The 23,342-nt window shown below is 68.4% G+C and carries 22 protein-coding genes; 9 read left to right on the forward strand and 13 right to left on the reverse strand.

The window, feature by feature from the left end; genetic code table 11:
* Position 1: 1 nt before the first annotated feature.
* Positions 2-1,177: a sensor histidine kinase gene (locus BM417_RS18725; RefSeq protein ID WP_322788971.1), complete on the reverse strand. Its 1,176-nt coding sequence runs from the start codon at positions 1,175-1,177 to the stop codon at positions 2-4.
* 116 nt (positions 1,178-1,293) lie between these two features.
* Here BM417_RS18725 and BM417_RS18730 point away from each other — a divergent pair, with 116 nt between their 5' ends.
* Positions 1,294-1,965, forward strand: a complete 672-nt coding sequence (locus tag BM417_RS18730) for a hypothetical protein (protein ID WP_093595309.1) — start codon at positions 1,294-1,296, stop codon at positions 1,963-1,965.
* The gene (locus BM417_RS18735; RefSeq protein WP_093595312.1) at positions 1,962-2,330 is read left to right on the forward strand and encodes a GntR family transcriptional regulator; all 369 of its coding nucleotides are present in this window, start codon (positions 1,962-1,964) and stop codon (positions 2,328-2,330) included. The genes BM417_RS18730 and BM417_RS18735 overlap by 4 nt, the downstream gene beginning before the upstream one ends.
* On the opposite strand, the gene BM417_RS18740 is transcribed toward BM417_RS18735, so the two are convergent.
* Entirely contained in the window at positions 2,315-2,764 is a 450-nt protein-coding gene (locus tag BM417_RS18740) for a hypothetical protein (RefSeq protein WP_093595315.1), read from the reverse strand. The genes BM417_RS18735 and BM417_RS18740 overlap by 16 nt on opposite strands.
* A gap of 54 nt (positions 2,765-2,818) precedes the next feature.
* Here BM417_RS18740 and BM417_RS18745 point away from each other — a divergent pair, with 54 nt between their 5' ends.
* From BM417_RS18745 to BM417_RS18755, 3 genes are read left to right on the forward strand one after another with little or no spacing between them, the layout of a single operon-like run.
* Positions 2,819-4,321, forward strand: coding sequence for a dynamin family protein (locus tag BM417_RS18745; protein WP_093595318.1), 1,503 nt, complete (start codon positions 2,819-2,821; stop codon positions 4,319-4,321).
* The gene (gene grpE / locus BM417_RS18750) at positions 4,318-4,683 is read left to right on the forward strand and encodes a nucleotide exchange factor GrpE (RefSeq protein WP_093595321.1); all 366 of its coding nucleotides are present in this window, start codon (positions 4,318-4,320) and stop codon (positions 4,681-4,683) included. Before BM417_RS18745 ends, grpE begins: the two co-directional genes overlap by 4 nt.
* Positions 4,680-6,500 (forward strand): dynamin family protein, encoded by a 1,821-nt coding sequence (locus BM417_RS18755; RefSeq protein WP_093595324.1) that lies wholly within the window; start codon positions 4,680-4,682, stop codon positions 6,498-6,500. The genes grpE and BM417_RS18755 overlap by 4 nt, the downstream gene beginning before the upstream one ends.
* On the opposite strand, the gene BM417_RS18760 is transcribed toward BM417_RS18755, so the two are convergent.
* The gene (locus BM417_RS18760; protein WP_143138701.1) at positions 6,497-6,979 is read right to left on the reverse strand and encodes a hypothetical protein; all 483 of its coding nucleotides are present in this window, start codon (positions 6,977-6,979) and stop codon (positions 6,497-6,499) included. The two genes, BM417_RS18755 and BM417_RS18760, sit on opposite strands and share 4 nt — an antisense overlap.
* A gap of 125 nt (positions 6,980-7,104) precedes the next feature.
* Here BM417_RS18760 and BM417_RS18765 point away from each other — a divergent pair, with 125 nt between their 5' ends.
* From BM417_RS18765 to BM417_RS18775, 3 genes are all read left to right on the forward strand, one after another.
* The gene (locus tag BM417_RS18765; protein WP_093595330.1) at positions 7,105-7,791 is read left to right on the forward strand and encodes a DUF6802 family protein; all 687 of its coding nucleotides are present in this window, start codon (positions 7,105-7,107) and stop codon (positions 7,789-7,791) included.
* 310 nt (positions 7,792-8,101) lie between these two features.
* On the forward strand, positions 8,102-9,913 hold the full coding sequence (locus BM417_RS18770; protein WP_093595333.1) for a phosphoenolpyruvate carboxykinase (GTP): 1,812 nt from the start codon (positions 8,102-8,104) through the stop codon (positions 9,911-9,913).
* Between the two features lie 75 nt (positions 9,914-9,988).
* On the forward strand, positions 9,989-10,198 hold the full coding sequence (locus BM417_RS18775; RefSeq protein WP_093595336.1) for a hypothetical protein: 210 nt from the start codon (positions 9,989-9,991) through the stop codon (positions 10,196-10,198).
* A gap of 281 nt (positions 10,199-10,479) precedes the next feature.
* On the opposite strand, the gene BM417_RS18780 is transcribed toward BM417_RS18775, so the two are convergent.
* The 5 genes from BM417_RS18780 to BM417_RS18800 form a co-directional block, all read right to left on the reverse strand.
* On the reverse strand, positions 10,480-11,322 hold the full coding sequence (locus tag BM417_RS18780) for a septum formation family protein (RefSeq protein ID WP_143138702.1): 843 nt from the start codon (positions 11,320-11,322) through the stop codon (positions 10,480-10,482).
* The gene (locus BM417_RS18785; protein WP_093595342.1) at positions 11,319-12,566 is read right to left on the reverse strand and encodes a hypothetical protein; all 1,248 of its coding nucleotides are present in this window, start codon (positions 12,564-12,566) and stop codon (positions 11,319-11,321) included. The genes BM417_RS18780 and BM417_RS18785 overlap by 4 nt, the downstream gene beginning before the upstream one ends.
* A gap of 69 nt (positions 12,567-12,635) precedes the next feature.
* Positions 12,636-14,270, reverse strand: coding sequence for a monocarboxylate uptake permease MctP (gene mctP / locus BM417_RS18790; RefSeq protein WP_093595345.1), 1,635 nt, complete (start codon positions 14,268-14,270; stop codon positions 12,636-12,638).
* Positions 14,270-14,536 carry a DUF3311 domain-containing protein gene (locus BM417_RS18795; RefSeq protein WP_093595348.1) on the reverse strand — a complete coding sequence of 89 codons (267 nt, stop codon included), beginning with the start codon at positions 14,534-14,536 and terminating at the stop codon, positions 14,270-14,272. Before BM417_RS18795 ends, mctP begins: the two co-directional genes overlap by 1 nt.
* A 105-nt stretch (positions 14,537-14,641) precedes the next feature.
* Positions 14,642-15,328, reverse strand: a complete 687-nt coding sequence (locus tag BM417_RS18800) for a GntR family transcriptional regulator (RefSeq protein WP_218164503.1) — start codon at positions 15,326-15,328, stop codon at positions 14,642-14,644.
* A 96-nt stretch (positions 15,329-15,424) separates the two neighbouring features.
* Here BM417_RS18800 and BM417_RS18805 point away from each other — a divergent pair, with 96 nt between their 5' ends.
* Complete coding sequence (locus BM417_RS18805; protein WP_093595351.1) at positions 15,425-16,204, forward strand: LamB/YcsF family protein; 780 nt, start codon at positions 15,425-15,427, stop codon at positions 16,202-16,204.
* 303 nt (positions 16,205-16,507) lie between these two features.
* Here the strand turns inward: BM417_RS18805 and BM417_RS18810 are convergent, their stop codons facing one another.
* From BM417_RS18810 to BM417_RS18830, 5 genes are all read right to left on the reverse strand, one after another.
* Entirely contained in the window at positions 16,508-17,407 is a 900-nt protein-coding gene (locus tag BM417_RS18810) for an ROK family protein (RefSeq protein ID WP_093595354.1), read from the reverse strand.
* A gap of 11 nt (positions 17,408-17,418) precedes the next feature.
* Positions 17,419-19,587: an NEW3 domain-containing protein gene (locus tag BM417_RS18815; protein WP_093595357.1), complete on the reverse strand. Its 2,169-nt coding sequence runs from the start codon at positions 19,585-19,587 to the stop codon at positions 17,419-17,421.
* 61 nt (positions 19,588-19,648) lie between these two features.
* Entirely contained in the window at positions 19,649-21,757 is a 2,109-nt protein-coding gene (locus BM417_RS18820) for a hypothetical protein (protein ID WP_093595360.1), read from the reverse strand.
* 4 nt (positions 21,758-21,761) lie between these two features.
* Positions 21,762-22,529 (reverse strand): amino acid ABC transporter ATP-binding protein, encoded by a 768-nt coding sequence (locus tag BM417_RS18825; protein ID WP_093595363.1) that lies wholly within the window; start codon positions 22,527-22,529, stop codon positions 21,762-21,764.
* Positions 22,526-23,323, reverse strand: a complete 798-nt coding sequence (locus tag BM417_RS18830) for an amino acid ABC transporter permease (RefSeq protein ID WP_093595366.1) — start codon at positions 23,321-23,323, stop codon at positions 22,526-22,528. Before BM417_RS18830 ends, BM417_RS18825 begins: the two co-directional genes overlap by 4 nt.
* Positions 23,324-23,342: the final 19 nt, after the last annotated feature.

Here is a 23,342-nt window from a genome sequence, read left to right on the forward strand (position 1 = left end):
CCTATGCGGCTAGCGGGAATGTTGCGCGGATGCGCCAGCCTCCGCCGGGGTTGGGGCCCGCCTCGAACTCGCCACCGAGCACCGCGGCCCTTTCCCTCATGCCGATCAGGCCGTTGCCGCCGGAGACCTTGACCACGTCGTGGGGGGTGCCGAAGCCGTTGTCGGTCACTTCCAGCCGCAGTTCCTCCGGCATCCGGGCCAGTCGCACCAAAGCGGTGGTCCCGGCGCCGGCGTGCTTGATGGTGTTCGTCAGAGCCTCCTGCACGATCCGGTAGACGCTCAGACCCACGCCCACGGGCAGGTCGTCCACGTCACCGGTGATCTCCAGGCGCACCGGCACCCCGGCGGCGCGGGTGTTCTCGGCCAGTTCGACCACGCCGCGCGCGTCCGGCTGGGGAGCCCACTGCGTCTCGGCGTCGTCGCTGCGGAGAACGCCCAGCAGGCGGCGCATCTCGGTCAACGCCTGGCGGCCGGTGTCGGCGATCGTGCGGACCGCGTTCTCGGCCACCTCCGGCTGGGACCTGATCGTGTAGGCGGCGCCGTCGGCGTGGACGATCATCACGCTCACCGAGTGGGCGACGACGTCGTGCAGTTCGCGGGCGATCCGGGAACGTTCCTCGCCCACCGCGATCTTGGCCTGCTGGTCGCGTTCGGTCTCGAGAAGTGCCAATCGTTGCTCCATCTCACGCTGGTAGGCGCGGCGGGCGCCGATGAACTCGCCCATCGCCCAGCTGAAGCCGAAGATCACGAAGACCAGGAACACGAGGAACACGGCCTGGATCTCGCCGACCTGGAAGATGCCCCAGAGCAGCGTGCCCGCGAGCAGCCAGCCCAGGTAGATCAACGCCGTCTTGCGGTTCGTGTTCGCGACGAGCGTGTACAGCGCGATGGCGAGCGCGAAGTCGGACATGCGGACCGGCAGGCCGTTGATGCCGCCGTGCGAGAAGAGCTGCAGGAACGCGCCCGCGAGGATCAGGTAGCTCGTGCCCAGTGGGTGGTAGCGCCGGAACGGAAGCGGCCCGAGCATCAGCAACGTCACCGCGAGGTAGGCCGAGAACGACACCCCGTTGTCGACCGCTGTGACCGCGAAGCCCATGTCGAAGAGCAGCAGAATTCCGGCGATCAGGGAGTCCCCGAACGCCGGATGAGCCTTCATCCACAGACTGAACCGCCGCACTGGACAAGGTTAGGTGCGGGCCGAACTTCCGCGCGTCGCGCCACGGGTTGACGCTGCGTACGACTTCAGTGTGAGTTATTGTGTCAAGGAGTTGGTACAAAGTTCGGGGGTCTGCCATGTTGTACGACGCTTTGTGGTCCGCCGGAGTGGGTTTGGCTCTGCTCGTCGCGCTGTGGCCGACGAAGTCGACCGGCAGGCGGCTGCTGAAGAGCTGGAAGGTGCAGGACCCGACGCCGACGCAGATCGACGACGCGATCCGGTACCTGAAGCGGCGGCGGTTGCTCTACCCGTGGCTCATCGTCGGGCTGACGCTCCTGCCGATCGACACCGGCCGCGGTGTCGGCTCGCTCGCGGCGATCGTGCTGGGTGGCACCCTGCTCGCCGAGTTGATCGCGACGCAACTGCATCGCCAAGGGTCGCAACGGGTGGCCTCGCTCGCGCCGCGTGGCCTGTTCGACATCGCCTCGCAGTACGTGTTGATCGCTTACGCGCTCATCGTGCTGATCGCGGTCGTCCTGCTCCTCGCCGACCTCCGGATTCCCCAACTGCCTCCGCTCGTGGTGTCCGTCGCCGCGGTGACGGCGGTCATCTGGGCGGCGGTCGTCCGGCCGGCGGACGGTGACGAGGTGGTCGACCGGGCACTGCGCACCCGCAGCGTGCACGTGTCGGCGGGGCTCGGCGCGGCACTGGCCGGTGCACTGGTCGGCCATGCGCTCGCCTTCATCGGCCTGCTCGCGTGGATAGCGATGGCCAACACGAACTACGTGTCGAAGAAAATCTTCTGGTGACAGGTCCCAGAATCGTCGTCGACGTCGAGAACGGTGTCTCGCCCTGGCGTCAGGTGCGCGACCAGTTGGTGAGGTTGATCAGCGGCGGGGTGCTGCCGGTCGGGTCGCGGTTGCCGACGATCCGCCAGCTCGCCGCCGACCTCGGGCTCGCCGCCGGCACCGTCGCGCGGGCGTACCGGGAGCTGGAGACCGAAGGCGTGCTCACGACAGGACGAAGGCAGGGCACCGTGGTGGCTGCCCTGCCTTCGCATGGACCGGACCCGCTCTCCGCCGCCGCGGCGGAGTTCGTCGCCATCGCTCGGTCACTCGGCGCCAGTGAGGGGGAGGCACTGAACGCCGTGCGAGCCCACTACGTGGGTGAGTAAGGCGACTCGATCTTGGGTGCGGGTCGCGGTTCGCCTACGTGTGCCTGACGTTCCTCATGCCGCTCTTCGTAGATGCGGTGTTCCTCGGCCATCTGGTCCGCGAGTTGCTGCTGCATCTGGCGATCCCGAATCCTGGACAGGATCGCCATCGTCGCGCCGTGAGCCAGTGCCAGCAGCAACAGCACCACGCCCAGCTTCACGACCACGTCCTTCACCGGATCGCCCGTGTTGACCTCGATGATCGACACCAGCGCCAGTAGCCCGAGCACGACGAGGTGGAACAGGACGGCCGTCAGCTTCATCATGCCGCCGACACGTTCTTCGTCGTACTCAGCGCGCTTCAGATATCCCTTGCCGCTGTGGTAGATCAGCTGGCCGTCGACCACGACCAGGACGATCCCCAGCACTAGGAACGTCACGTAGCTGTCACCCATGCGCTGTGGCTACCCGCGCACGCACGCGCACAAACCGTGGCACGATCAGTGCCTGTGACGGCGTTGCAGGGACAACAACTGGCCGGACCGCTGTGTGCGGCGGTGGCCAATTTGTGCGTTGCCCTGCAACCGCAGGTCTCCCCGCAGACCGCCGCCGGATTCCAGGAAGTGCTGCGCCGTCTGCACGCGCCGTTGCAGGTCGCGGTCGCCGGCCGGATCAAGTCGGGCAAGTCGACTCTGGTGAACGCTCTGATCGGGCGCCGGGTCGCACCTACTGACATCGGCGAGTGCACCAGGCTCGTCACGCGCTATCAGTACGGCACGGTCGACCGCATCGAAGTTGTGCTGAGAGACGGCAGACGGCAGGTGCTGCCGTTCGACGCGAACGGCATGATCCCCGCTTCTCTTGGTGTGGAAGGCATCTCGCACATCGAGGCGTACCTGACGAACGCCGTGCTGCGCGACTTCACCGTCATCGACACGCCAGGGCTCGGTTCGCTGGACGCGGCCTCGGTCGCGCGCACCGAGGAACTGCTGGATTCCGTGTCGCGCAACGCGGTCGCAGGCGCCGAGGCCGTTCTCTACGTCGTGACCCAGGGCGTGCGCGCGGATGACCATTCGACGTTGGCCGCCTTCACCGCCGCGACCGCGTCCCGCGAAGCCGGGCCGGTCAACGCCATTGCCGCGTTGAACAAGGTCGACGCCGTGGCACCGGAAACCGTCGAGGGCGCGGAGGGTGACGTCTGGCGGGCCGCGCAGATCCTCGCGTCCAAGCAGGCCGACCTGCTCAAGCCGCGGGTCGCGGACGTGCTGCCGGTGATCAGCCTGCTCGCCGAGTCCGCGGAGACCGGGGAGTTCACGTCGGCGGACGCGGAGGCGTTGCGGGCGCTGGCGGCCCTGGACGCGGACACCCGCACGATGATGCTGATGTCCGGCGACCTCTTCACGTCGTGGGAGTGCGACGTCGCGGCCGGTGTGCGGTCCCGGTTGCTGGAGAAGCTCGACCTCTACGGCATCGGCCGTGCGCTGGAGGCTCTTGACGCTGAACCCGCGCTGCCTGCCGGAGCACTCAGGCGCGTGCTGTTCGACGCGTCCGGGTTCGCCGCCGTCCGAGGCCGGTTGGACGCGGTCTTCCGGGCACGGGCCGACGGCATCAAGGCCGCCGCCGCACTGGCCTCGGTCACGTCGCTGGCCGCGGGCGATGCCGGCGAACGGCAGCGCGTGCACGACGCCATCGAGGTCCTGCTGGCCCGCCCCGAGGCGCATCAGCTGCGGCTGCTGGAGGCGTTGACGCTGGTCTCGTCCGGCGCGGTCACGCTGGCCCCGGACCTGACGGAGGAGGTGCTGCGCGTCGGCAGCACCCCGGACATCGCGGCCCAGCTGGGCCTGGCCGGTCGACCCGGCTCGGAGCTGGTCGCGTTCGCGCTGGAAAGGGCCGGGTGGTGGCGTTCGTTCGCGTCGTTCGGCGCGACTCCGGCGCAGGCTCGAGTGGCGCACGTCGTCCACAGGGCGTATTTCCTCATCTGGCAGCAACTACGTGCTGGGGGGCACCGATGAGCGTGAACGGAACCGAACCCGCCGATCTGGCGTCGGATCACGGTGTGGAGACCATTGCCGACGAGCTGCTCGACCAGGCGCTGGCCGAGCGCCGCGCGCTGGTCCAGCTGTGCATGTACGCGCTGGACCGCGCCAGTGCTGGCGTGGTCCAACGCATCGAGGAAGGCCTCTCGTCCATAGGGGTCGTGGCGGTGCGGGCGGACGGTGAGCGTTTCGACCCGTCGCAGCACGAGGCCGGCGGCACCATGCCGACGGACGACCTGTCGTTGCAGGGCCTGGTCGCCGAGACCGAGGTGCCCGGCTTCTGCGACCGCGGCCGTGTCCTGCGGGCACCCGTCGTGACGGTCTACACGGCCCGATGAGCAACCTCTCGCAGACCGTCCGGCAGACCCGCGAACGTCTCGTCTCCGTCGTGCGCGAGCTCGACCCGTCCATGGCCGACTGGGTGGCTCGTCGCGCGGTACCCGAGGTGTCGTCGGTCGTGATCGTCGGCGAGACGAACCGCGGCAAGTCGTCGCTGGTCAACGCCCTGCTGTCGGCCCCTGGCCTCTCGCCGGTCGACGCCGACGTGGCCACCTCGACCTACCTCGTCTTCCAGCACGGCCCGACCTGGGCGGCCCGCGCCTGCTACCCCGGCCTGCTCGCGCCGGTCAGCTTCCCGCTGCCCGCGCTGATCAACTGGGTCTCCGCCGCCCACGACCTGCCCGAGGGCGAGCTGCCCCCGCGCTACGTCGAGGTCGACGCCCCGATCCCGCTGCTCGAGCGGATGTCCGTTGTGGACACTCCCGGCGTCGGCGGCCTGGAGTCGGTGCACGGCGAACTGGCCCTGGAGGCCGTCACCTCGGCCACCGCCCTGGTCTTCGTCGTGGACGCCTCGTCGCCGTTCACCCGCGGCGAGCTCGACTTCCTGAAGCGCGTAGGCGACCGAGTCGAAACCGTCGTCTTCGCCCTGACCAAGACCGACCAGTACCGCGGCTGGCGCCAGGTCCTCGACGCCAATCAGTCCCTGCTGGCCGAGCACGCCCCCAGGTTCGCCGACGCCACCTTCTACCCGGTGTCGTCGCGCATGTTCGGCATGGCCGCCCAGGCCCCGAACCCCGACGCGGCGGCCATGCTCCGCGAACGCTCCGGCATCTCCGTCCTGCAAACCGCCCTCCAGGAACTGGTCACGGGCCGCGCCGGAATGCTGGCCGAGGCCAACGCCCTGCGCGCGCTGTCGACCGTGCTGGCCGAGCTGGAAATCCGCCTCGAACACGAGAAACGCGCCCTGTCCGTGGGCGAGGACGAGGCCGTCGTCCTGCGCGCCCGCCGCGAGGAACTCCAGACCGAACGCCGTTCCTCCACCCGAGGCTGGCAGGTCCGGCTGCGCGGCGAGGTCCAGCGCGCCCGCATCGAGAACTCCCACGAGATCTCGCGCCAGATGCGCGACCTCCAGACCTGGTACCGCCAGTCCATCGACGCGGCCGACCGCACCGCCCTGGCGTCCCTGCCGCAACAGGTCGACACGGCGTTGCAGGTCGTGTCCGGCCGCATCTCCACAGCGCTCTCGGTACGCCTCGCCCAGGTGACCGACGCAGTCCTGGCCACACTCTTCTCGCCAGAGGAACTGACCCTGATCCGGGGCCAGTTCGCTCGCGGCGAGCAGCCACCGGTCGTGTTGCGCCCCAAGGAGAAGCGCCCGCCGACAGCCGAGGACAAACTGCTGGTCTTCATGGGCGTCTCCGGCGGCCTGGGCGCCGGCAAACTGGCCGTCATGCCACTGGCGGGCCTAGGCATCGCCGTCCTGAACCCGATCGTCCTGCCGGTCACCATCGCCCTGGGCCTGGGCGCGGGCTGGTGGATGGCCAGAACCCGCACCCACACAGCGGAAAAGCAGCACGTCAAGCAGTGGCTCTCCGACGCCATCGCCGACGCCCGCTCCACAGTGGACCAACTGGCCGCCGAACAGCTGATCGAGGCCGAGCAGGCTCTGTCGCTGGCCCTGGACGAGGCACTCGCCAAGCGCATCGAGGCCATCGAGACGGAACTGCGCGAGGTCGACCGGGCGTTGCGGATGGAGGCCGGCGAACGCGGCCGCGAACTGCAGTCCGTGACCCGGCAGCTGGCCGAGGTGGAGCAGGGCCGGTCCAAGGCCGAGGAGCTACTGGGCCGGATCCGCTCGGTCCGCGACCGCGCCTAGACCACCAGGTGCACGAGCACCGCGACCACGACCGGCGCCGCGAGGCTCCCCAGCGAGAACAGGAACGCCTTGCCGCGCGACATGTACGGCAGCCCCGCCGTGTGGTCCGCCAGCACCCGTTTGACCTCCCGCGGCGCAGACTCGTCGTTGACGAAGAGCCGAACCCCGTCGGCGTCGACCAGCTCGACCCAGTGGAGGTCGACGCTGCGCGCCGGCACGCGGATGCGCCTGACCCGCACCAGTCGGTCCAGGTCGACCGTCCGCCGCCCGCTGATGGTCCGGCCGGTCAGGTACCGCTCGTCGTCGTCGAGTTCGAGGCCCGTTCCCTTGGGCAGGAACACCAGCAGGTGGAGGAGCATCGCGGCGAAGCCGACGAAGACGATCCCCACGCCACCCCCGTCCACCGACAGGCCCCCGTACACCGCCGCCCCCGCGCTCGCCACCAGCACGAACGCCGTCGCCACCCGCGCTCTCCCCATGACCGTTCCCCCGATCGCTCATCCCCCAGACGCACGCCACGCTGCCAGTGTTGAGCTTGGCGAGGGAACCGAACCGGCATAACGTGGGTCATACCGGTACATGAGCAAGTAGGAGGTGTGTCCCGGTGTACATCGACGAGAACGGTGCGGCCGACGCCGAGCTGAAGGTCACCGTCGAGGATGAGGAGTACACCGCCGACGTCACCTTCGACCTCGACCAGGACGGCGTGAACGACTCCGCCGTCGTCGAGACGGATGACGGTGGTCATCTCGCGTTCACCGACACGAACGGCGACGGCGACGCCGATCTGATGAGCACGTTCGACAAGGACGGCAATCTCCTGAGCCAGGCCCGGTTCGAGGAGAATTCCGGCGAGTGGGTTGCGGTAGGCCCGAACGACTCTCCTCAGGAAAAGACGAATTCATCGCCCAAACAGGCGATTGTCGTGGAGACGGACGACGGCGAACGAAACGTCGGGCAGGCCACCGAGGACACCGACGGAGACGGCAAGGCCGACACCGCGATCGTGCGGGACGACGACGGTGACACGTGGCTGTTCACCGACGCGAACGGCGACGGCAAGGCCGACGTGGCGACCGAGATCACACGATCCGGCGAGGTCACGATGTCCGAGCAGCGCGGTGACGACTGGGTCGAGGTCGAGCACGGGCACATCGAGGCCGACGGCCGGTACGTGACCGACTCGAAGAGCGGCATTTTGGACGACTCGGACGACTGGCTCGAGGAAGAACGGTTCGACGGCGTCGTCCGAATCGATTCCACAACGGGGCAGTGGATCAGCCCGAACTGACCCAGAACTGAAGCGCAGGTCACAGGCCCCGGTGTGGTGAGAACCGCACCGGGGCCTCTTGTGTTTTTCCCACCTCAAGCCGGCCTTAACGCCGTCCGAGTGCTGAATCGATTACAGAATCGGTTTTGTGAGGGAAGCGACAGGCTGGGGGTGCTTTACCTGCCATTCACCGGGCTAACCTCGGTCCATCCCCTTCCACGTACGCCCGGCCCCACCGGGCGTCGTGAGCTATTCCCGAGGACGACGAAGTCCTGCACCGGACCACCACGTGCTCGGGTTGCCGAGGCGTTCAGTCAGGAGACGAGACGAGATGACGGCAGTGACCATTCCCGGTCTCGAACACGCACCTACCAACCACGCGCGTCTGCTCGCATGGGTTCAGGAAGTCGCTGAGCTGACCTGCCCTGACGAGGTTGTTTGGGCTGACGGGTCTCAGGGCGAATGGGACCGTCTCACGACGAAGCTCGTCGACGCCGGCACGTTCGTGCCGCTCAAGAAGAAGACCAACTCGTTCTGGGCGGCCTCGGACCCGACGGACGTCGCGCGCGTGGAGGAGCGGACCTACATCTGCTCCGTGCGCGAGGAGGACTCGGGCCCGACGAACAACTGGATGGACCCTTCAGAGATGAAGGCCATCATGACCGAGCTCTACCGTGGCTGCATGCGTGGCCGCACGATGTACGTCATCCCGTTCTGCATGGGCCCGCTGGACGCGGAGAAGCCGATGCTCGGTGTCGAGATCACCGACTCGGAGTACGTCGTCGTCTCCATGCACATCATGACCCGCATGGGCACCAAGGCCCTCGCGCTGTTCGGTGAGGACGCTCCGTTCGTCCCCGCGCTGCACTCGCTCGGCGCTCCCCTGGAGCCCGGCCAGGAAGACGTGCAGTGGCCGTGCAACACGACCAAGTACATCTCGCACTTCCCGGAGACCCGCGAGATCTGGAGCTTCGGCTCGGGCTACGGCGGCAACGCCCTGCTCGGCAAGAAGTGCTACTCGCTGCGCATCGCCTCGGCCATGGCGCGCGACGAGGGCTGGCTCGCCGAGCACATGCTGATCCTCAAGCTCACCTCGCCGGAGAACAAGGCGTACTACATCGCCGCCGCGTTCCCGTCGGCCTGCGGCAAGACGAACCTCGCGATGCTCCAGCCGACCATCCCCGGCTGGAAGGTCGAGACGCTGGGCGACGACATCGCCTGGATGCGTTTCGGTGAGGATGGCCGCCTGTACGCGGTGAACCCGGAGAACGGCTTCTTCGGCGTCGCGCCCGGCACGGACTACCACACCAACCCGAACGCGATGCGCACCATCGCCAAGGGCAACTCGCTGTTCACGAACGTCGCGCTGACCGACGACGGCGACATCTGGTGGGAGGGCATCGGCGAGGCGCCGGCCCACCTGACCTCGTGGAAGCACCAGGACTGGACGCCGGACGGCGACGAGCTGGCCGCGCACCCGAACTCGCGCTACTGCACGCCGATCGAGCAGTGCGACATCAAGGCGCCGGAGTGGCAGGACCCGAACGGCGTCCCGATCTCGGCGATCTTCTTCGGTGGCCGCCGCGCCACGACGATCCCGCTGGTCACCGAGTCCCGCGACTGGCAGCACGGCACCTACATGGGCGCCACGCTGTCGTCGGAGACCACGGCCGCCGCGGTCGGCAAGACCGGCGTCGTCCGTCGTGACCCGATGGCGATGCTGCCGTTCATCGGCTACAACGCCGGCGACTACTTCCAGCACTGGGTCGACCTCGGCAAGCGCGCCGACGCCGACAAGCTCCCGAAGATCTTCTACGTCAACTGGTTCCGCCGGGGCGAGGACAAGCGCTTCCTGTGGCCCGGATTCGGCGAGAACTCGCGCGTGCTGAAGTGGGCCATCGAGCGCCTCGAAGGCAAGGCCGCCGCGCAGGAGACCCCCATCGGCTACGTGCCGACCGCGGAGGACCTCGACCTCGAGGGCCTGGACGCGTCGCGTGAGGACATCGAGGCCTCGCTCGCGTTCGACGCCGACGAGTGGCGTGCCGAGATCCCGCTGGTCGAGGAGTGGTTCGCGAAGATCGGCGAGAAGGTCCCGACCACGCTCCGCGACGAGCTGGCGGCCCTGAAGCAGCGCCTGGGCTAGTAAGCCCGAGGTGTTTTGATGACCCAGCGGTCAACGGCGACCGCTGGGTCATCTTTTTGAGGTACTACTGATCGTGTGACGCAAGACGACTTCCTCGGCGGCCTGAACTTCGACGGCTCCCAGCGCGATGTGGAGGTCGGTCCGACGACGGGCATCGTGCGCTACTACCCGGTGCCGCCCGCCCCGCCGGCCCGCACGCCGTGGTGGCGCTACACAGTCGTGTTCGTCGTCGGTTTAGCCATCGGCGTGGTCGCCGGTGTGGTCCTGTGCAGCAATTTTCTCTGAGTCAGCGCAGCTCATCGTCCACATGAGACGAAGTTGTCCACAGGTGTGGACGGGCTTGTGCACATGTTGTGGATAGCTGTGGGCAAGCCTGGGGACTTCTCCGCGCGCCTGAAAAAGTCTTGCTCCAGGAATGAACCTGGCCCCTACCGGGAACGTCCTAGGTATGTGATGGCGGTCACAAAGATCGTCACTGGACGGTAGGGAGGTGTGCCGTGGGGATCGCTGGAATCGCGATGCTGGTGCTGTCCCTGGCCGCCGTGCTGATGGTCCTGGTCGCCGGGTCAGCTCGGGAGCGGGTTGTCGCGGATGCCGAGGAGGGTGCCGCTGAAGACCTTGGTGGCCTCCGCGTAGCAGACGGCGTTGGTCCAGCCCTCTGACCAGGCCTGGGAACCGGGGTTCCGCCACGCCGGGAACACGTCGGTGCGCTTGGTCGAGCCCAGGTAGTCGTGCACGGCCTTGGTGCACTTGTCGTTCGCGAGCGTGTTCATCTGCTCCTTGGACGGAGCGGGGTCGGTCGACTTGCCGAGCGACACGACACCTGCGGGCACTGCCTCTGCCAGGTGCGCGGTGTTGCAGGCGACGACCTTGACCTCCTGGTCCTTCGACGGCGAACCCTGGGTGCAGGTCTGGAAGGTGCTGAAGCCGTTGCTCTTCAGCGTGTCCTTCACGGAACCCTTGCGCGCCAGCGGCTTCTCGTCGGGGCTGATCTCCACGACGGTGCACAGCCGCCAGCGCTGGCCGTCCTTCCAGCCCTGCTCGTTCGGCCAGAACGCCCAGACCCGCAGGCGCGTCGAGTCCGAGTCACCGCCGCCCAGGTACTCGCTGAGCGTCTGGCGGCACGGCGGGAGCGCGGCCTTGCGCAGCGCCTGCGTGTCCGGGTAGGTCGAGGGCAGACCGGTGAGCTCACCGACGCTCATGACCTCGGCCTCGTGCGAATCGGTGCACTGCAGCACCTTCAGCTCGTAGGCGTTCATGCACTGCCCCGCTTTGGGCAGGGTGGGCGCGGAGGCGGAGGCCGTGGAGGGCAACGGTCCCGGGACCGCCTGTCCTCCCACCTGAATCGCGCACGCGGACAGCGTCAACGCGCTCAGGACAATTGCCACCGCCAGCCGCACACGAGTCACACCACAGAGACTAGGGCCTTCACCTGATCGGCGATGTCCCGACGCTGCTTTTCGAAGGCCGGATCGGTCAACGCGGCCGGGTCGGCCGGCTGCCCGAGCACCGGCGTGTGCAGGTGTCCGCCGAGAACATTCGTTGCGCCGTAACCGATTCGCAGCCGGTTGGCCCGGTACATGCTCTCGTTGGAGAGGTAGTCGCCGCCGCCACCGGACGCCGCGACCCTGCCCGGCGTCGGCTCGTCCGTGCGGCACGACTGCTGCGAACCGACGACGACCCACTCGCAGAAGGCCCGGTTGAAGTTCACGGTGAACGGGCCGGTGCCCGCGTCGATCATCTTCTGGAACGGCAGCGACGTCTCGATGAACTCGTTGCCCGGCTGCGGCCAGCCCGCCGCGTTCGGGACGCTGCCGAACGAACCGACGTTGTTGTTGTCCGCGAAGCCACCGCGCCAGCGCGCCGCCCACCGCTCGACGTCGAAGCGGCCCGGCCTGCCCTGGCTGATCGTCACGAACGCGTCGGGCTTCTGCTGGAGAGCCGATCCGTAGAACTGCTCGACGACGCCCTCGTCGAAACCGCCCCACAGCACCGGAAGCACCGCGGCCTGGAGCACGACCTTGCCGCTGGGAGTGGAGATCTCACGGCCGTCGAGCTGCAACGCCGCCGCACCGGCGGGGTTGGCGCGCCGCACGTTCACGCCGCTGAGCTGGAACGGGTCGAAGCCGGTGACCGCGATCCTGCGCACGCCGGGCCTGGCGGGGAACGCCGAGTCGCTCAAACCCCGTGACGCCCAGTCGAACTGCTGGATGAGCTTCGCGCGGTCGTTGGGCGCCATGGTGAATCGTGGTGTCCACTGGCGCAGCGCGGAGCTGAGCTGAAGCCGTGCCCAGTAGAGCGGACGGTCGTCATAAGCGTCGTGTGTCACGGGTTTTGTGCTCTGCGCGCGGGCGACCGCGGCCTTCCACAGCGCGTTGCCCTCGCGTTGCACGAACTGCTGCGCCTGCTTCGGCGCGATCTGGCGGCAGAGCTTGGCGGTGAAGTCCGTGACGCGGCCGTCGAACCCGGCCAGCTTCACGAGCGAGGGTCCGACGGCAGGGCCGCCGGTGACGAGCGTGTCGTCGAGTCGTTGCTCCTCGACCGTCAGCGGAGCGGTGGTGTCGTAGCAGTTCGCGTCCTGCGCGTGGGCGACGGCAGGACTCAGGGTGAGGGCGAGTGCGGTCAGTCCGACCAGTCCGGCGATGGTTTTCACGGGGTCAATCTCAACGCAAAGGGCCACCCGCCGTAACCGACGGGTGGCCCATGGTGTTGACGTTGCGTCTCAGTGGGCAGCGATGGGCTTGACCCGAGGACTGTCCTCGTCGACGTGGTAGTCGGACGGGTCGGTCTGGTCGGTGCCGTTGAACCACTTGGCCCTCTTGGCGATCAGCGTGACGATCACCGCGACCAGGAGGTTGACCGCCAGCGCCACGATGCCGACGTAGATCGTCATCGCCGACTCGCCGAACGGGTGCCAGCCGAAGATCGACAGCTTGCCGAGCGGCAGCGCCGAACCGGCGAAGTGCGCCTTGCCGATCGCCGGGTTGCCGATGCCGTACAGCAGCCACATGCCGTAGCCCATGCCCGCGATCCAGCCCGCGACCAGGCCGTAGACGTGGAACCAGCGCGTGTACAACGCGATCGCGACCGCCGGCAGCGTCTGAAGGATCATGACGCCACCGATGAGCTGCAGGTCGATGGAGAACTGCGGGTCGACGAACACGATGAACGCGACGGCGCCGAACTTCACGACGAGGCTGGCGAGCTTGGCCTGCTTGGCCTCCTCCGCCGGGGTGGCGTTCTTCTTCAGGTACTCCTTGTAGACGTTGCGCGTCCACAGGTTCGCCGCCGCGATCGACATGATCGCCGCCGGCACCAGCGCGCCGATGCCGATGGCGGCGAACGCGATGCCCGCGAACCACGACGGGAAGTTCGCGCCGAAGAGCTCGGGCACGATCGTGTTGGTGTCGGGACGGCCGGTCGCCTGGTTGACGATCGGCTTGGTCCCGGCGCTGATCGCGACGTAGCCGAGCAGCGCCAGCAGGCCCAGCACCAGTGAGTACGCCGGCAGCGCGACCATGTTGCGCTTGATGACGTTGCGGCCGCGGCTGGCCAGGATGCCCGTCAGCGAGTGCGGGTAGATGAACAGCGCCAGCGCCGACCCGAGAGCCAGCGTCGCGTACTGCAGCTGGTTGTTCGAGTTCAGCAGGATGCCGTCGGTCTTGGCCGGCGTCGCGTCGAACTTGGCCTGCGCGTCGTTGAAGATCTCGCCCCAGCCGCCGAACTTCGACGGGAGGTAGACGATCGCCACGAGGATGACGATGTAGATCAGGATGTCCTTGACGAACGCGATCAGCGCCGGCGCCCGCAGACCCGACTGGTAGGTGTAGAGCGCGAGGATCACGAACGCGATGAACAGCGGCAGGTGACCGAGGATGCCGCTGCCGTTGAGGCCCATCGACCGCAGCACGGCCTCGAGACCGACGAGCTGGAGCGCGATGTACGGCATGGTCGCGACGATGCCGGTGATCGCGATCAGCAGCGCCAGCCAGTGCGAGCCGTAGCGGCCCTTCACGAAGTCGGCGGGCGTGACGTAGCCGTGCACGCGGCTGACCGACCACATCCGCACCAGCGGCAGGAAGACGAGCGGGTAGAGGATCACCGTGTACGGCAGCGCGAAGAACCCGGTCGCGCCCGCGCCGAACATCAGCGCCGGCACCGCGACGAACGTGTAGGCGGTGTAGAGGTCACCACCGACCAGGAACCACGTGATCCAGCTGCCGAACTTCCTGCCGCCGAGACCCCACTCGTCGAGGTGTTCGAGAGTGTCGCCCTTCTGCCACTTGGCCGCCACGAAGCCCATGACCGTGACGAGCAGGAAGAGAGCGCTGAAAACGATCAGCTCGGTCCACTGCATCAGTTCGCTCCCTCGTCCAGGTCGTCAACGCCGAGCTTGTCGGGCTTGCCGGTGACCACGGGCTCGTCCTTGGTCTTGACGTAGACGAGGCCGACGCACAGGACGCCGAGCGGGACGAACACGAACTGGTACCAGTAGAAGAACGGCAGCCCGAACAGGCGAGGCTCGTCCTGGTTGAACCACGGCGTGACGAGCATGAACAGCGGAAGTATCAGCAGCAGGTTCCAGTTGCTCCAGCGCAAGCCGGTCTTGTGATCCGACGGCATGGTGGCCCTCCGTGTACGCGGTGTTGCGCGGATGTTAGGCCTGATGAAGTGTGCCGTCAGCCTCGTGATCGGAATCGTTGCCTTCGCCTTAACGTTCTCTTTGGACTAATCCGCCGTCAGACGGCTGACGAGGTCCTGTTCGGCGGCATCGAAGTACTCGTCGAGTTGCTGGACCGCCTGCTCGACCGTGCCGTCGTTCAGCAGTTCCACGATCTTGCGGTTCCACGGCAGGTAGGTCTGGTGGAAGGCCTCCACCTCGTGCGCGACGCGGAAGGCGAGCATGAGCTCGGCGAAGAGCCGGTCGGACTCGTCGCTCAGCCGGACGCTGCCCGCGAGGCCGACGATGCCGCGGTGGAACTGGATGTTGGCGGCGCCGGTCCTGCTGAAGTCGTTCTTCTCCGCCCGCGCCACGGCCTGGCGGACCGGCGTCCGCACCGCTTCCCGCTGCTTCTCGCTCACGTCGTTCCACCGGCGGAGGGCGCCGCCCTCGATCACCCGGCGGGCGGCGTAGAGGTCACGCACGTCGTCGCCGTTCGGGCGGCGGACGAAGACACCGCGGCTGTGCTCGTGCACCAGGATCCGGTCGCGCGTGAGCAGCCGGAACGCCTCGCGGAGCGTGTTGCGGCTGACGCCCAGCGCCCCGCCGATCGCTTCCTCGCTCAGCCGCAGCCCTGGTTCCAGCTCACCGTCGAGCACCCGTTCGCGCAGCATGTCGGCGACCTTTTGCGCTGTGCTCGCGCGCTCCAGGTCGGCCTTGCCCTGAGCCAGCGTCGACACCCACGTCTCGGTCACCTCAGCAGTCTATTTGCAGGATCGTTCTATTGCACTATCGTAGAATCGTTCAACAATCCAACGATCCAACAAACGAGCGCGCCTGGGAGGACGTCCATGGACCTGAACGCGGATCTGGGCGAGGGCTTCGGCCAGTGGACCCTCGGCGACGACAAGGCCCTGCTGAACATCGTGACCAGCGCGAACATCGCCTGCGGCTACCACGCGGGCGACGCCGACACGATGCGCGAAACCTGCGCCCTCGCCGCCTCCGCAGGCGTCGCGGTAGGCGCCCACGTCGGCTACCGCGACCTGGCGGGCTTCGGCCGCCGGTTCATCGACGTAGCTCCGGACACGCTCACCAACGAGGTCCTGGCCCAGCTGGGCGCTCTGGCGACGTTCGCCCGCGCCGCCGGAACCCGCGTCTCGTACGTGAAGCCACACGGCGCGCTCTACAACACCCTGGTCCGGCACGAGGCCCAGGCCGACGCCGTGGTCGACGCCGTCCGGCTCTTCGACCCGACGCTCGCCGTGCTCGGCCCGCCGGGCGCAGTGTGGCTGAAGCGAGCATCAGTGGCCGGACTGCGCGTGTGGCACGAGGCGTTCGCCGACCGCGCCTACACGGCGGCCGGAACCCTGGTGCCGCGCGGCGAACCGGGGGCAGTCCTGCGCGATCCGGCCGAGATCGCGGCCCGATGCGTGCAGCTGGCAACCGAGGGATGGGTCCGCAGCGTCTCCGGCCGGCCGGTCCGGATCCAGGCCGATTCCCTCTGCGTGCACGGGGACACGCCAGGTGCGGTGGAGATCGCTCGGGTGGTTCGTGCGGCTCTGGAGGCTGCCGGTGTCGCGGTGGGCCGCGTGGAGTCGCCGCTGCGGCACACCCGTCAGGCGGTCTGACGGATCTGTGCGGCTGCCTGCTCTGCCGCGCAGCTCGCAGCCCTTCCAGCCTGGCCGGGTCGCCACACCTGCCGGTGGCCCGAGACCAGTCCCACCTCGCTGCGGAGCTCTGCCTGGCGCATCTCAACGCTGCACCGGTGAGGCGATCTCCGGGCCAAGATCGCGGCCCTGACCAGGCCTGGCGCGCCACAACCCGGCCAGGGCAACGCGCCTGTCGGGTGGTCTGACGAGCCGGCAACTCGTCCAGGCCTTGCCGTCCCGCCCGGCTCGGTGCCTTCAGGCCTGGCCGGGACGGCACACCCGTCAGGCGGTCTGACGGACCAGCGCGGCCGCACCCACCAGACCGGCCTCTCCGCCCAGCTCCGCCTGCCGCACCTCAAGCCCGGCCAGGTACGACAACCCGGCATGCGTCTTCAACGTCCGCCGCACCGGTTCGAACAGCAGCTCCCCGGCCTGCGCCACCCCGCCCCCGATGACCGCGAGCTCCAGATCGCAGACCGCGGCCGCACCGGCGATGGCCATCCCGACGGCCCGACCGGCGCGTTCGAACGCCTCCAGCGGGATCTCCTCGCCGGACAACGCGGCAGCGGCCAGCAGAGCGGCGTCGGCGTGGTCCGGTGCCCGCCAGCCGATTCGGCGTGCCCACTCCACCATGCGCGGGCCACCCGCGATGGTCTCCACGCAGCCACGGCCGCCGCAGGTACAGGGGTCGCCGTCGGGCTCCACGACGATGTGGCCGATGTGTCCCGCGTTGCCGGTGCGGCCGCCGAACGGCCGTCCGCCCAGCACCAGCCCGCCGCCGACGCCGGTGGACACGACCAGGCCGACCATGAACGTGCTGCCCTGGCCGGCGCCGCGCCAGTGTTCGCCCAGCGCCATGCACACGCCGTCGCCCGCGAGTTCTACCGGGACGCCGGGGAACAGCGACGCCACCGACGCGCGCAGCGGGAACTCCTGCCACGACGGCACGTTGATCGGCGAGACGGTGCCGGCGACGGCGTCCAAGGGGCCCGCCGAGGCGATGCCCACCCCGGCGACGGCCGAGTCCCGAACGACCGACGAGATCACCGAAACGACGGCGTCCCAAGGGTTCGCGGCCGGCGTCGGCACGCGCGAGGAGCGCACCACCGCGCCGTTGGGGTCCACCAGGGCGGCGGCGATCTTGGTGCCGCCGAAGTCCAGTGCCAGCACCAGATCAGTCACGGTGAGGCAGCTTAACCAGCCACTTCGAGACGGATGGGCGCAGTGGTCCGGACCAGCTCGCCGGCGGTCACGCGGACCACGGCCGACCAGGTGCCCGGCGTGGCCCACGGCGGCGCCTCGAGAGTGAAGTCGAGCGGCAGACGGCCCTGAGCGGGTAGCAGACCGCCCACGCAGAACGGACCGGCGAACTCCCACGAGTCACGCGGCGACAGCAGACGGGCCTGCACCGGCAGGTCGCCGTGCGCGCTGGAGGCCATGACCACCCGAAGCAACGACGTTTCCCCTGGTCCGACCGACACGACAGCCGGCGACGAGGCCACCCACAGGACCTCGACGGGGTCGTCGGCGTCCCACTCGGGAACGGTCAGCAGTGCGACGTCGTAGACCTCGAACGGCAGCCCCTCCAGCGTGGCGCGCACCGGGTAGCAACCGGGAGAGCGCGGCGGCACCAACGCCACCTCGGCCGACACGTAGCCGCCCGCCGGAAGGGACACCGGCAGCGAGTCCCACGACGCCGACCAGCCGTCGGGCAGCGAGAGCCGGACGACGCCCGAGAACGCCGGTCCGTCCGACACGGCCACCACCCGCAGCCGCGTCGGACTGAGCACTTCGAGCTGGACGTTCGCGGGCAGGCCGCCCAACGGCGCGGGCTCGTGCAGCCAGTAGCGCGCGAACACCGGGGTCACGGCAGGTGAGACGGGTCCCAGCGGCGGTCCGGCCAACGACAGCCGGGGCGCCACGGACGGCAAGGTGCCCTGGGCAGGAGACCGCGTGCCGAGCACCGCGAACAACGACGATGGGCCCAGGTGGCCGACCTCGTGCCACAGCGTGAAGGTCGTGGAACCGACCATCTTCTCGCCGACCTCGCTGTGCCAGACGCTGATCGGCCCGACCAGACGAGGAGACTCCAGCGCAGGACCGTCGACGGCGACGAGAGAAGCGATCGGGTCGTACGACAGGACGTAGTGAGTGGACGCGATCTCGGTGCCGTAGCCAGGCTGCCAGCCGTGATCGATGTCGTCCTCGACCAACGAGTAGGTGCGCCAGCCGCGTCCGGGCACACCGCGCGCCAAGAACGTCACGGTCACACCATCGACCAACGTCGGCAGCACCACACCGTCGAACTCCACGTGCACGTTGCGCGCCTCAGCCAAATGCACGGACACGATGTCGGTGCACGGCGAGGACAGCGGGTTCCACACGACCACCGACGAGTCCACAGTGGACGTCAGGGCCGCGAGTGAGCGCGCGACGACGTCGGACTGCAGGTCAAAGGCCTCGCGAGGATGTGCGAGAGCAGCACGACGAAGTGCGGCGGTGGGGAAGGCGGCGCCGGTCAGCCGTGCCGCGTGCGAAGCGAACACAGCGGCAGGCGAGTCGTCCACCGAACCAGGCGGTACGGGCACAGACCCGCGCACGTAGTAGTCATGCGGCAACGAGCAGACGATCCGTGGCCACGTGTAGCGCGCGCTCCAGTCGTGATGAACAGCGGTAACCCACGGGTTCGGCGCATCACGAGCGCCTCCCACCGGCAGCATCACGTGCGGAGCGGAAGCGCCGGACCGCGACTCCAAGAAGGACGAGTAGACCGACCGCTCGGCCTCGCCCAGTGAAGAGGCCACGAGCGCCGAACCGGAAGGCAGCGACGAGAGCAACGGCGCCACACCGACCACATTGGACTCGGACCCGACGACCTCGACCCGCCCCTCGGAGATCAGCCGCAGCAGCAGCGAGCGGTGCTGCGGAAACGTGTCCCAGTACGGCTGCAACAACTCGACCGACGTCACGGCGAACCGGTAGGCGGGATCGGTCAGCGCCAGGTCCAGATGGGCGCGCAGAGCAGCGAACGGCGCATCGGCCGCAACGTGCCCGACGAGGTGCACGGTCCACCCCGGCGAGCCCACGACCAGCGAGAACGTGCACGACTCCTCGCCTGCGGCGGACCGCACCACGGCCTGAGCGGGCACCACGGCACCCGGTGGATGCGAGGAGACGTCCACACCGAGCTCGTAGCCGAACGGCCCCAGCACCAGCGATCCGCCGTGCCGCGGCGAGTGCAGGCCGGGACCGGACACGTGGGCGTGCACCGGCCCCGCCAACGTGGGCGAGGTCAGCCGCACCACCTGAAGCAGCGCGGTCCGAGGCCCGACGAAGAGCTCGGTGGACTCGGCGGCGATCACCAAAAGATCGCACCACCCTTCACCACGAGGCGAAATACCCCGATGGTGGCTTAGTACAGCACTACCGCTTGAGCATCCGAGTCAGACCGGCCGCCACGGTCGTCGCCAGCACCCAGCCCGTCACGATCAGCCCCGACGCGATCCACTGCGACGCTCCCGGCGTCTGCCAGCGGTTCTTGTTGCCGAAGTCGACGATCGGCACCACCAGGTCGATCGTGTAGAGCCACGCGTTCCACGGCAGGTGGTCGTCGGCGTTGATCTCGACCAGCGGTCCCTTGAACTGGAACCACATGCTGCCGAGGGCCCACGCCGCGATCAGCCAGCCCAGGGCACGCGCCGGGCGGTAGCCGTAGCCGACCATCGACCGTTGCAGGAAGCTCCACACCAGCACCAACGGGCCGAAGAACCGCATGCCCTCGGCGACCGCCCGGTACCGCAGGCGTTGCTTCTCGATCAGCACGGTCGAGGCGTGCTCCTCGTTGCCGGCCGCGGTCAGCATCTCGGCGAACTGGTCGTACGGGCGCGGGTGGTAGCTGCGCCGCATCGCCTGCCGCAGCCAGCGCAACCGCTGCTGCACCTGGTCGTCGTCGCGCAGGTCGATCGGGTACGCGAGAGAGTCGTAGCGGAAGTCGTCGAGGTCGATGAAACCGGTGGCGTTCCAGAAGTTCTCGTTGTCGTCCAACGAGGTGCAACGCGCCTGCCGCAGCGTCACCAGGCCCTTGGGCGGCGACACGACGTTGAGCATCAGCTCCTGCACCTGCATGCCCATGGCGTTCAACGCGTGGCTGTCGAGCTTGTAGCCGAGCACCCCGCCGTTGAAGTTCGCCATGCGGCCGATCACCGCGCGACGGCAGCGCACGCCGCCATGCGCGACGAACTCCTTGTCGCCGCGCGCGCAGATGAGGTCGCGGCCGATCGTGGCGCCGCCGATGTCGAGCGACGGCTTCTCGCGCGGCTGGTGCCGGTACTTGCCCGGCTTGATCAACCGGCTGCCGCGCAGGTCGAGGTTCGCGCCGACGGTGATACCGCGTAACTCCAGGCCGCCGGAGATCTCCGACTCGCGCATCACGAAGTTGCTGCCGATCTGGGAACGGTTGGCCAGCACGGCGTCCGCGGCCGGATTGTCCACAACGGCCCGTTCGATCGTGATGCTGCCGCGCACGTGCGTGTCGACCATGCGCAGCTGGCCCTTGATCCGGACGCCGCGCCCGACGACGTCGCCGCCGATCTCCGCGCCGTCGATGTGCAACGCGCGGCCGGAGCCGGTCGGGTCGGTGCCGACGGCGGGAGGCGACACAGCGTCCAGAACAGCGTCTGCCAGCGACAACGTGCCGCCGATCTTCGCGTTCACCGCGCGGATGGTGCCCTGGCTGGTGAAGCCGCGGTCGAGCTCCAGGTCGCCGGAGACGTCGACGCGGTCGAGGACCAGCGTCGCCGACGGGTCGTCGTGCGGGTCGCTGCTGTCGGCGAAGTCGGAACCGCGCGAGAGCATCGCGCCACTCAACGACAGCGTGGAGCTGATCCGGGAGTTGGACAGGAACACCACGCCGTGCGAGGTGAACGCGCCGAGGAAGTTGCCGCCGACCTGCATGCCGTTGCCGTTCAACGTGAAGCCGTCGGCGTTCTCCAGCACCGCGCTGCCGAGGTTGACGTTGCCGCCGATGCGCGAGCCCGCCAGCCGGACCTCGCCCTCGGTGATGATGCCGAACCCGAGCAACGCGCCGGCGATCGTCAGCCGGTCACCGTGCAGGCACAGGCCGCCGGGAACGCTGAAGCTGGTGTCCCGCAGCAGAACCGAGCCCGCGATCTCGGCATCGGTGAGGTCGGTGAGCCCGGCCACGCGGCAGCCGAGCAACGAGACGTCGTTGCCGCTGTGGAGGTTGCGCGCCTCAAGACCGGGCAGGTCGCAGTCGGTGAACGAGATGCCGGCCAGGTTCGCCTGCCGCAGGTCCGGCGGCGCCTCGAACTGGCAGCGCTCGAACTCCAGCACGTAGGGCACCTCGACCGCGCGCAGGTCGAGCACGTCGGTGACCACCCGGTCCACCACGCGGATGACGGGTGGGGTGCTCGGCCTGCGCCGCGGCAACCTCCACCCGCCACCACCTGGATTGTCGTTCTCCCCCAACAGCCCCCGCAGCACGTCCGCCGCGGCGACCTTCCCCCTCGCCACGCGACTAGACCGGGTCGCTCGGGCCGTGGTGCGTCGGGTCGAGCACGCGGGCCAGGAACTCCTGGGTGCGCGTCTCCTGCGGGTTGCCGATCACCTCGGCCGCGGGGCCTTCCTCGACGATGTAGCCGCCGTCCATGAAGATCACCTTGTCGGCGACCTCGCGGGCGAACTGCATCTCGTGCGTCACGACCAGCATCGTCATGCCCTCGTCGGCGAGCTGGCGCATCACGCCGAGCACGTCACCGACGAGCTCGGGGTCGAGCGCGGAGGTCGGCTCGTCGAACAGCATCACGTCTGGGTCCATCGACAACGCGCGGGCGATCGCCACGCGTTGCTGCTGGCCGCCGGAGAGCTGCGCGGGCATCGAGTTGGCCTTTTCCTTCAGCCCCACCCGATCCAGGTTGCGCAGGGCGATCTCCTGCGCCTCCTTCTCACCGCGCTTGAGCACCTTGCGCTGCGCGACGGTGAGGTTCGCGAGGACGTTCAGGTGCGCGAACAGGTTGAACGACTGGAAGACCATGCCGATCTTCGTGCGCGCCAGGTCGATGTCGACGTCCTGGTCGGTCAGCTCGACGCCGTTGACGACGATCTTGCCGTCGTTCGGTTCCTCCAGCAGGTTCACGCAGCGCAGCAGCGTCGACTTGCCCGAACCGGACGGGCCGATGATGCAGACCACGTCACCGCGGTTGACCGTGACATCGATGCCCTTGAGGACGTCCAACGAGCCGAACGACTTCTTCAGCCCGGTGATCTCAACGGAAATCTCGCTCACAGGACGGACACCTTCTTTCCGCCGGAGCGGCGCTCCAGGTACCTCGACAGGTACCCGAGAGGCAACGTGATGATCAGGTAGCACAGACCGACGACGAGGATCGGGGTGAGCGACGGGCTGCGGCTCAGCGTCTCCCGCCCGAACTTCGTCAGCTCGTACTGGTCACGGGCGAGGCCGATGATGTAGATCAGCGAGGAGTCCTTGGTCAGCAGGATCAGCTCGTTGGTCAGCGGCGGCAGGATGATCCGGAACGCCTGCGGGATCACGATGGTGATCATCGCGCGGCCCTGGGACATGCCCAGCGAGCGCGCGGCCTCGACCTGCCCCTTCGGCACGGCCTGGATGCCGGCGCGGATGGTCTCGGCCATGTAGGCGGCACCGACGATGCCGAGCGCCAGCATGACCGTGGAGTAGATGTCGAACTGGATCTGGAACGCCAGCGGCACACCGAACGCGAGGCCGATGAACACCAGCAGAGCCGGGATGCCGCGGAAGAACTCGATGTAGACGGTCGCGATCCAGCGGTACGGCGCGATCGACGACAGCTTCATCAGCGCGAGCACGAGGCCCAGCGCGAGGCCGAACGCGAATCCGAGCGCGGTGTAGATGAGGGTGTTCTTCAACGCGATGGTGATGACGTTGGGGAACATGTCCCCCATCGTCTTGAAGTTGAAGAACGCCGTCCGGATCTGTTCCCAGTCGGCGAGGAACGCGATCACCAGGGCGATGACGACGAGCAGCGTGTATTGCGAGTACCGGAAGTATTCGGCCCGCTTGCGCTTGGACAGCGCCATGGTCTGACTCCTAGCGGAT

The organism is Lentzea waywayandensis (assembly GCF_900115955.1).
In the GTDB taxonomy this organism is placed as follows: Bacteria; Actinomycetota; Actinomycetes; order Mycobacteriales; family Pseudonocardiaceae; genus Lentzea; species Lentzea waywayandensis.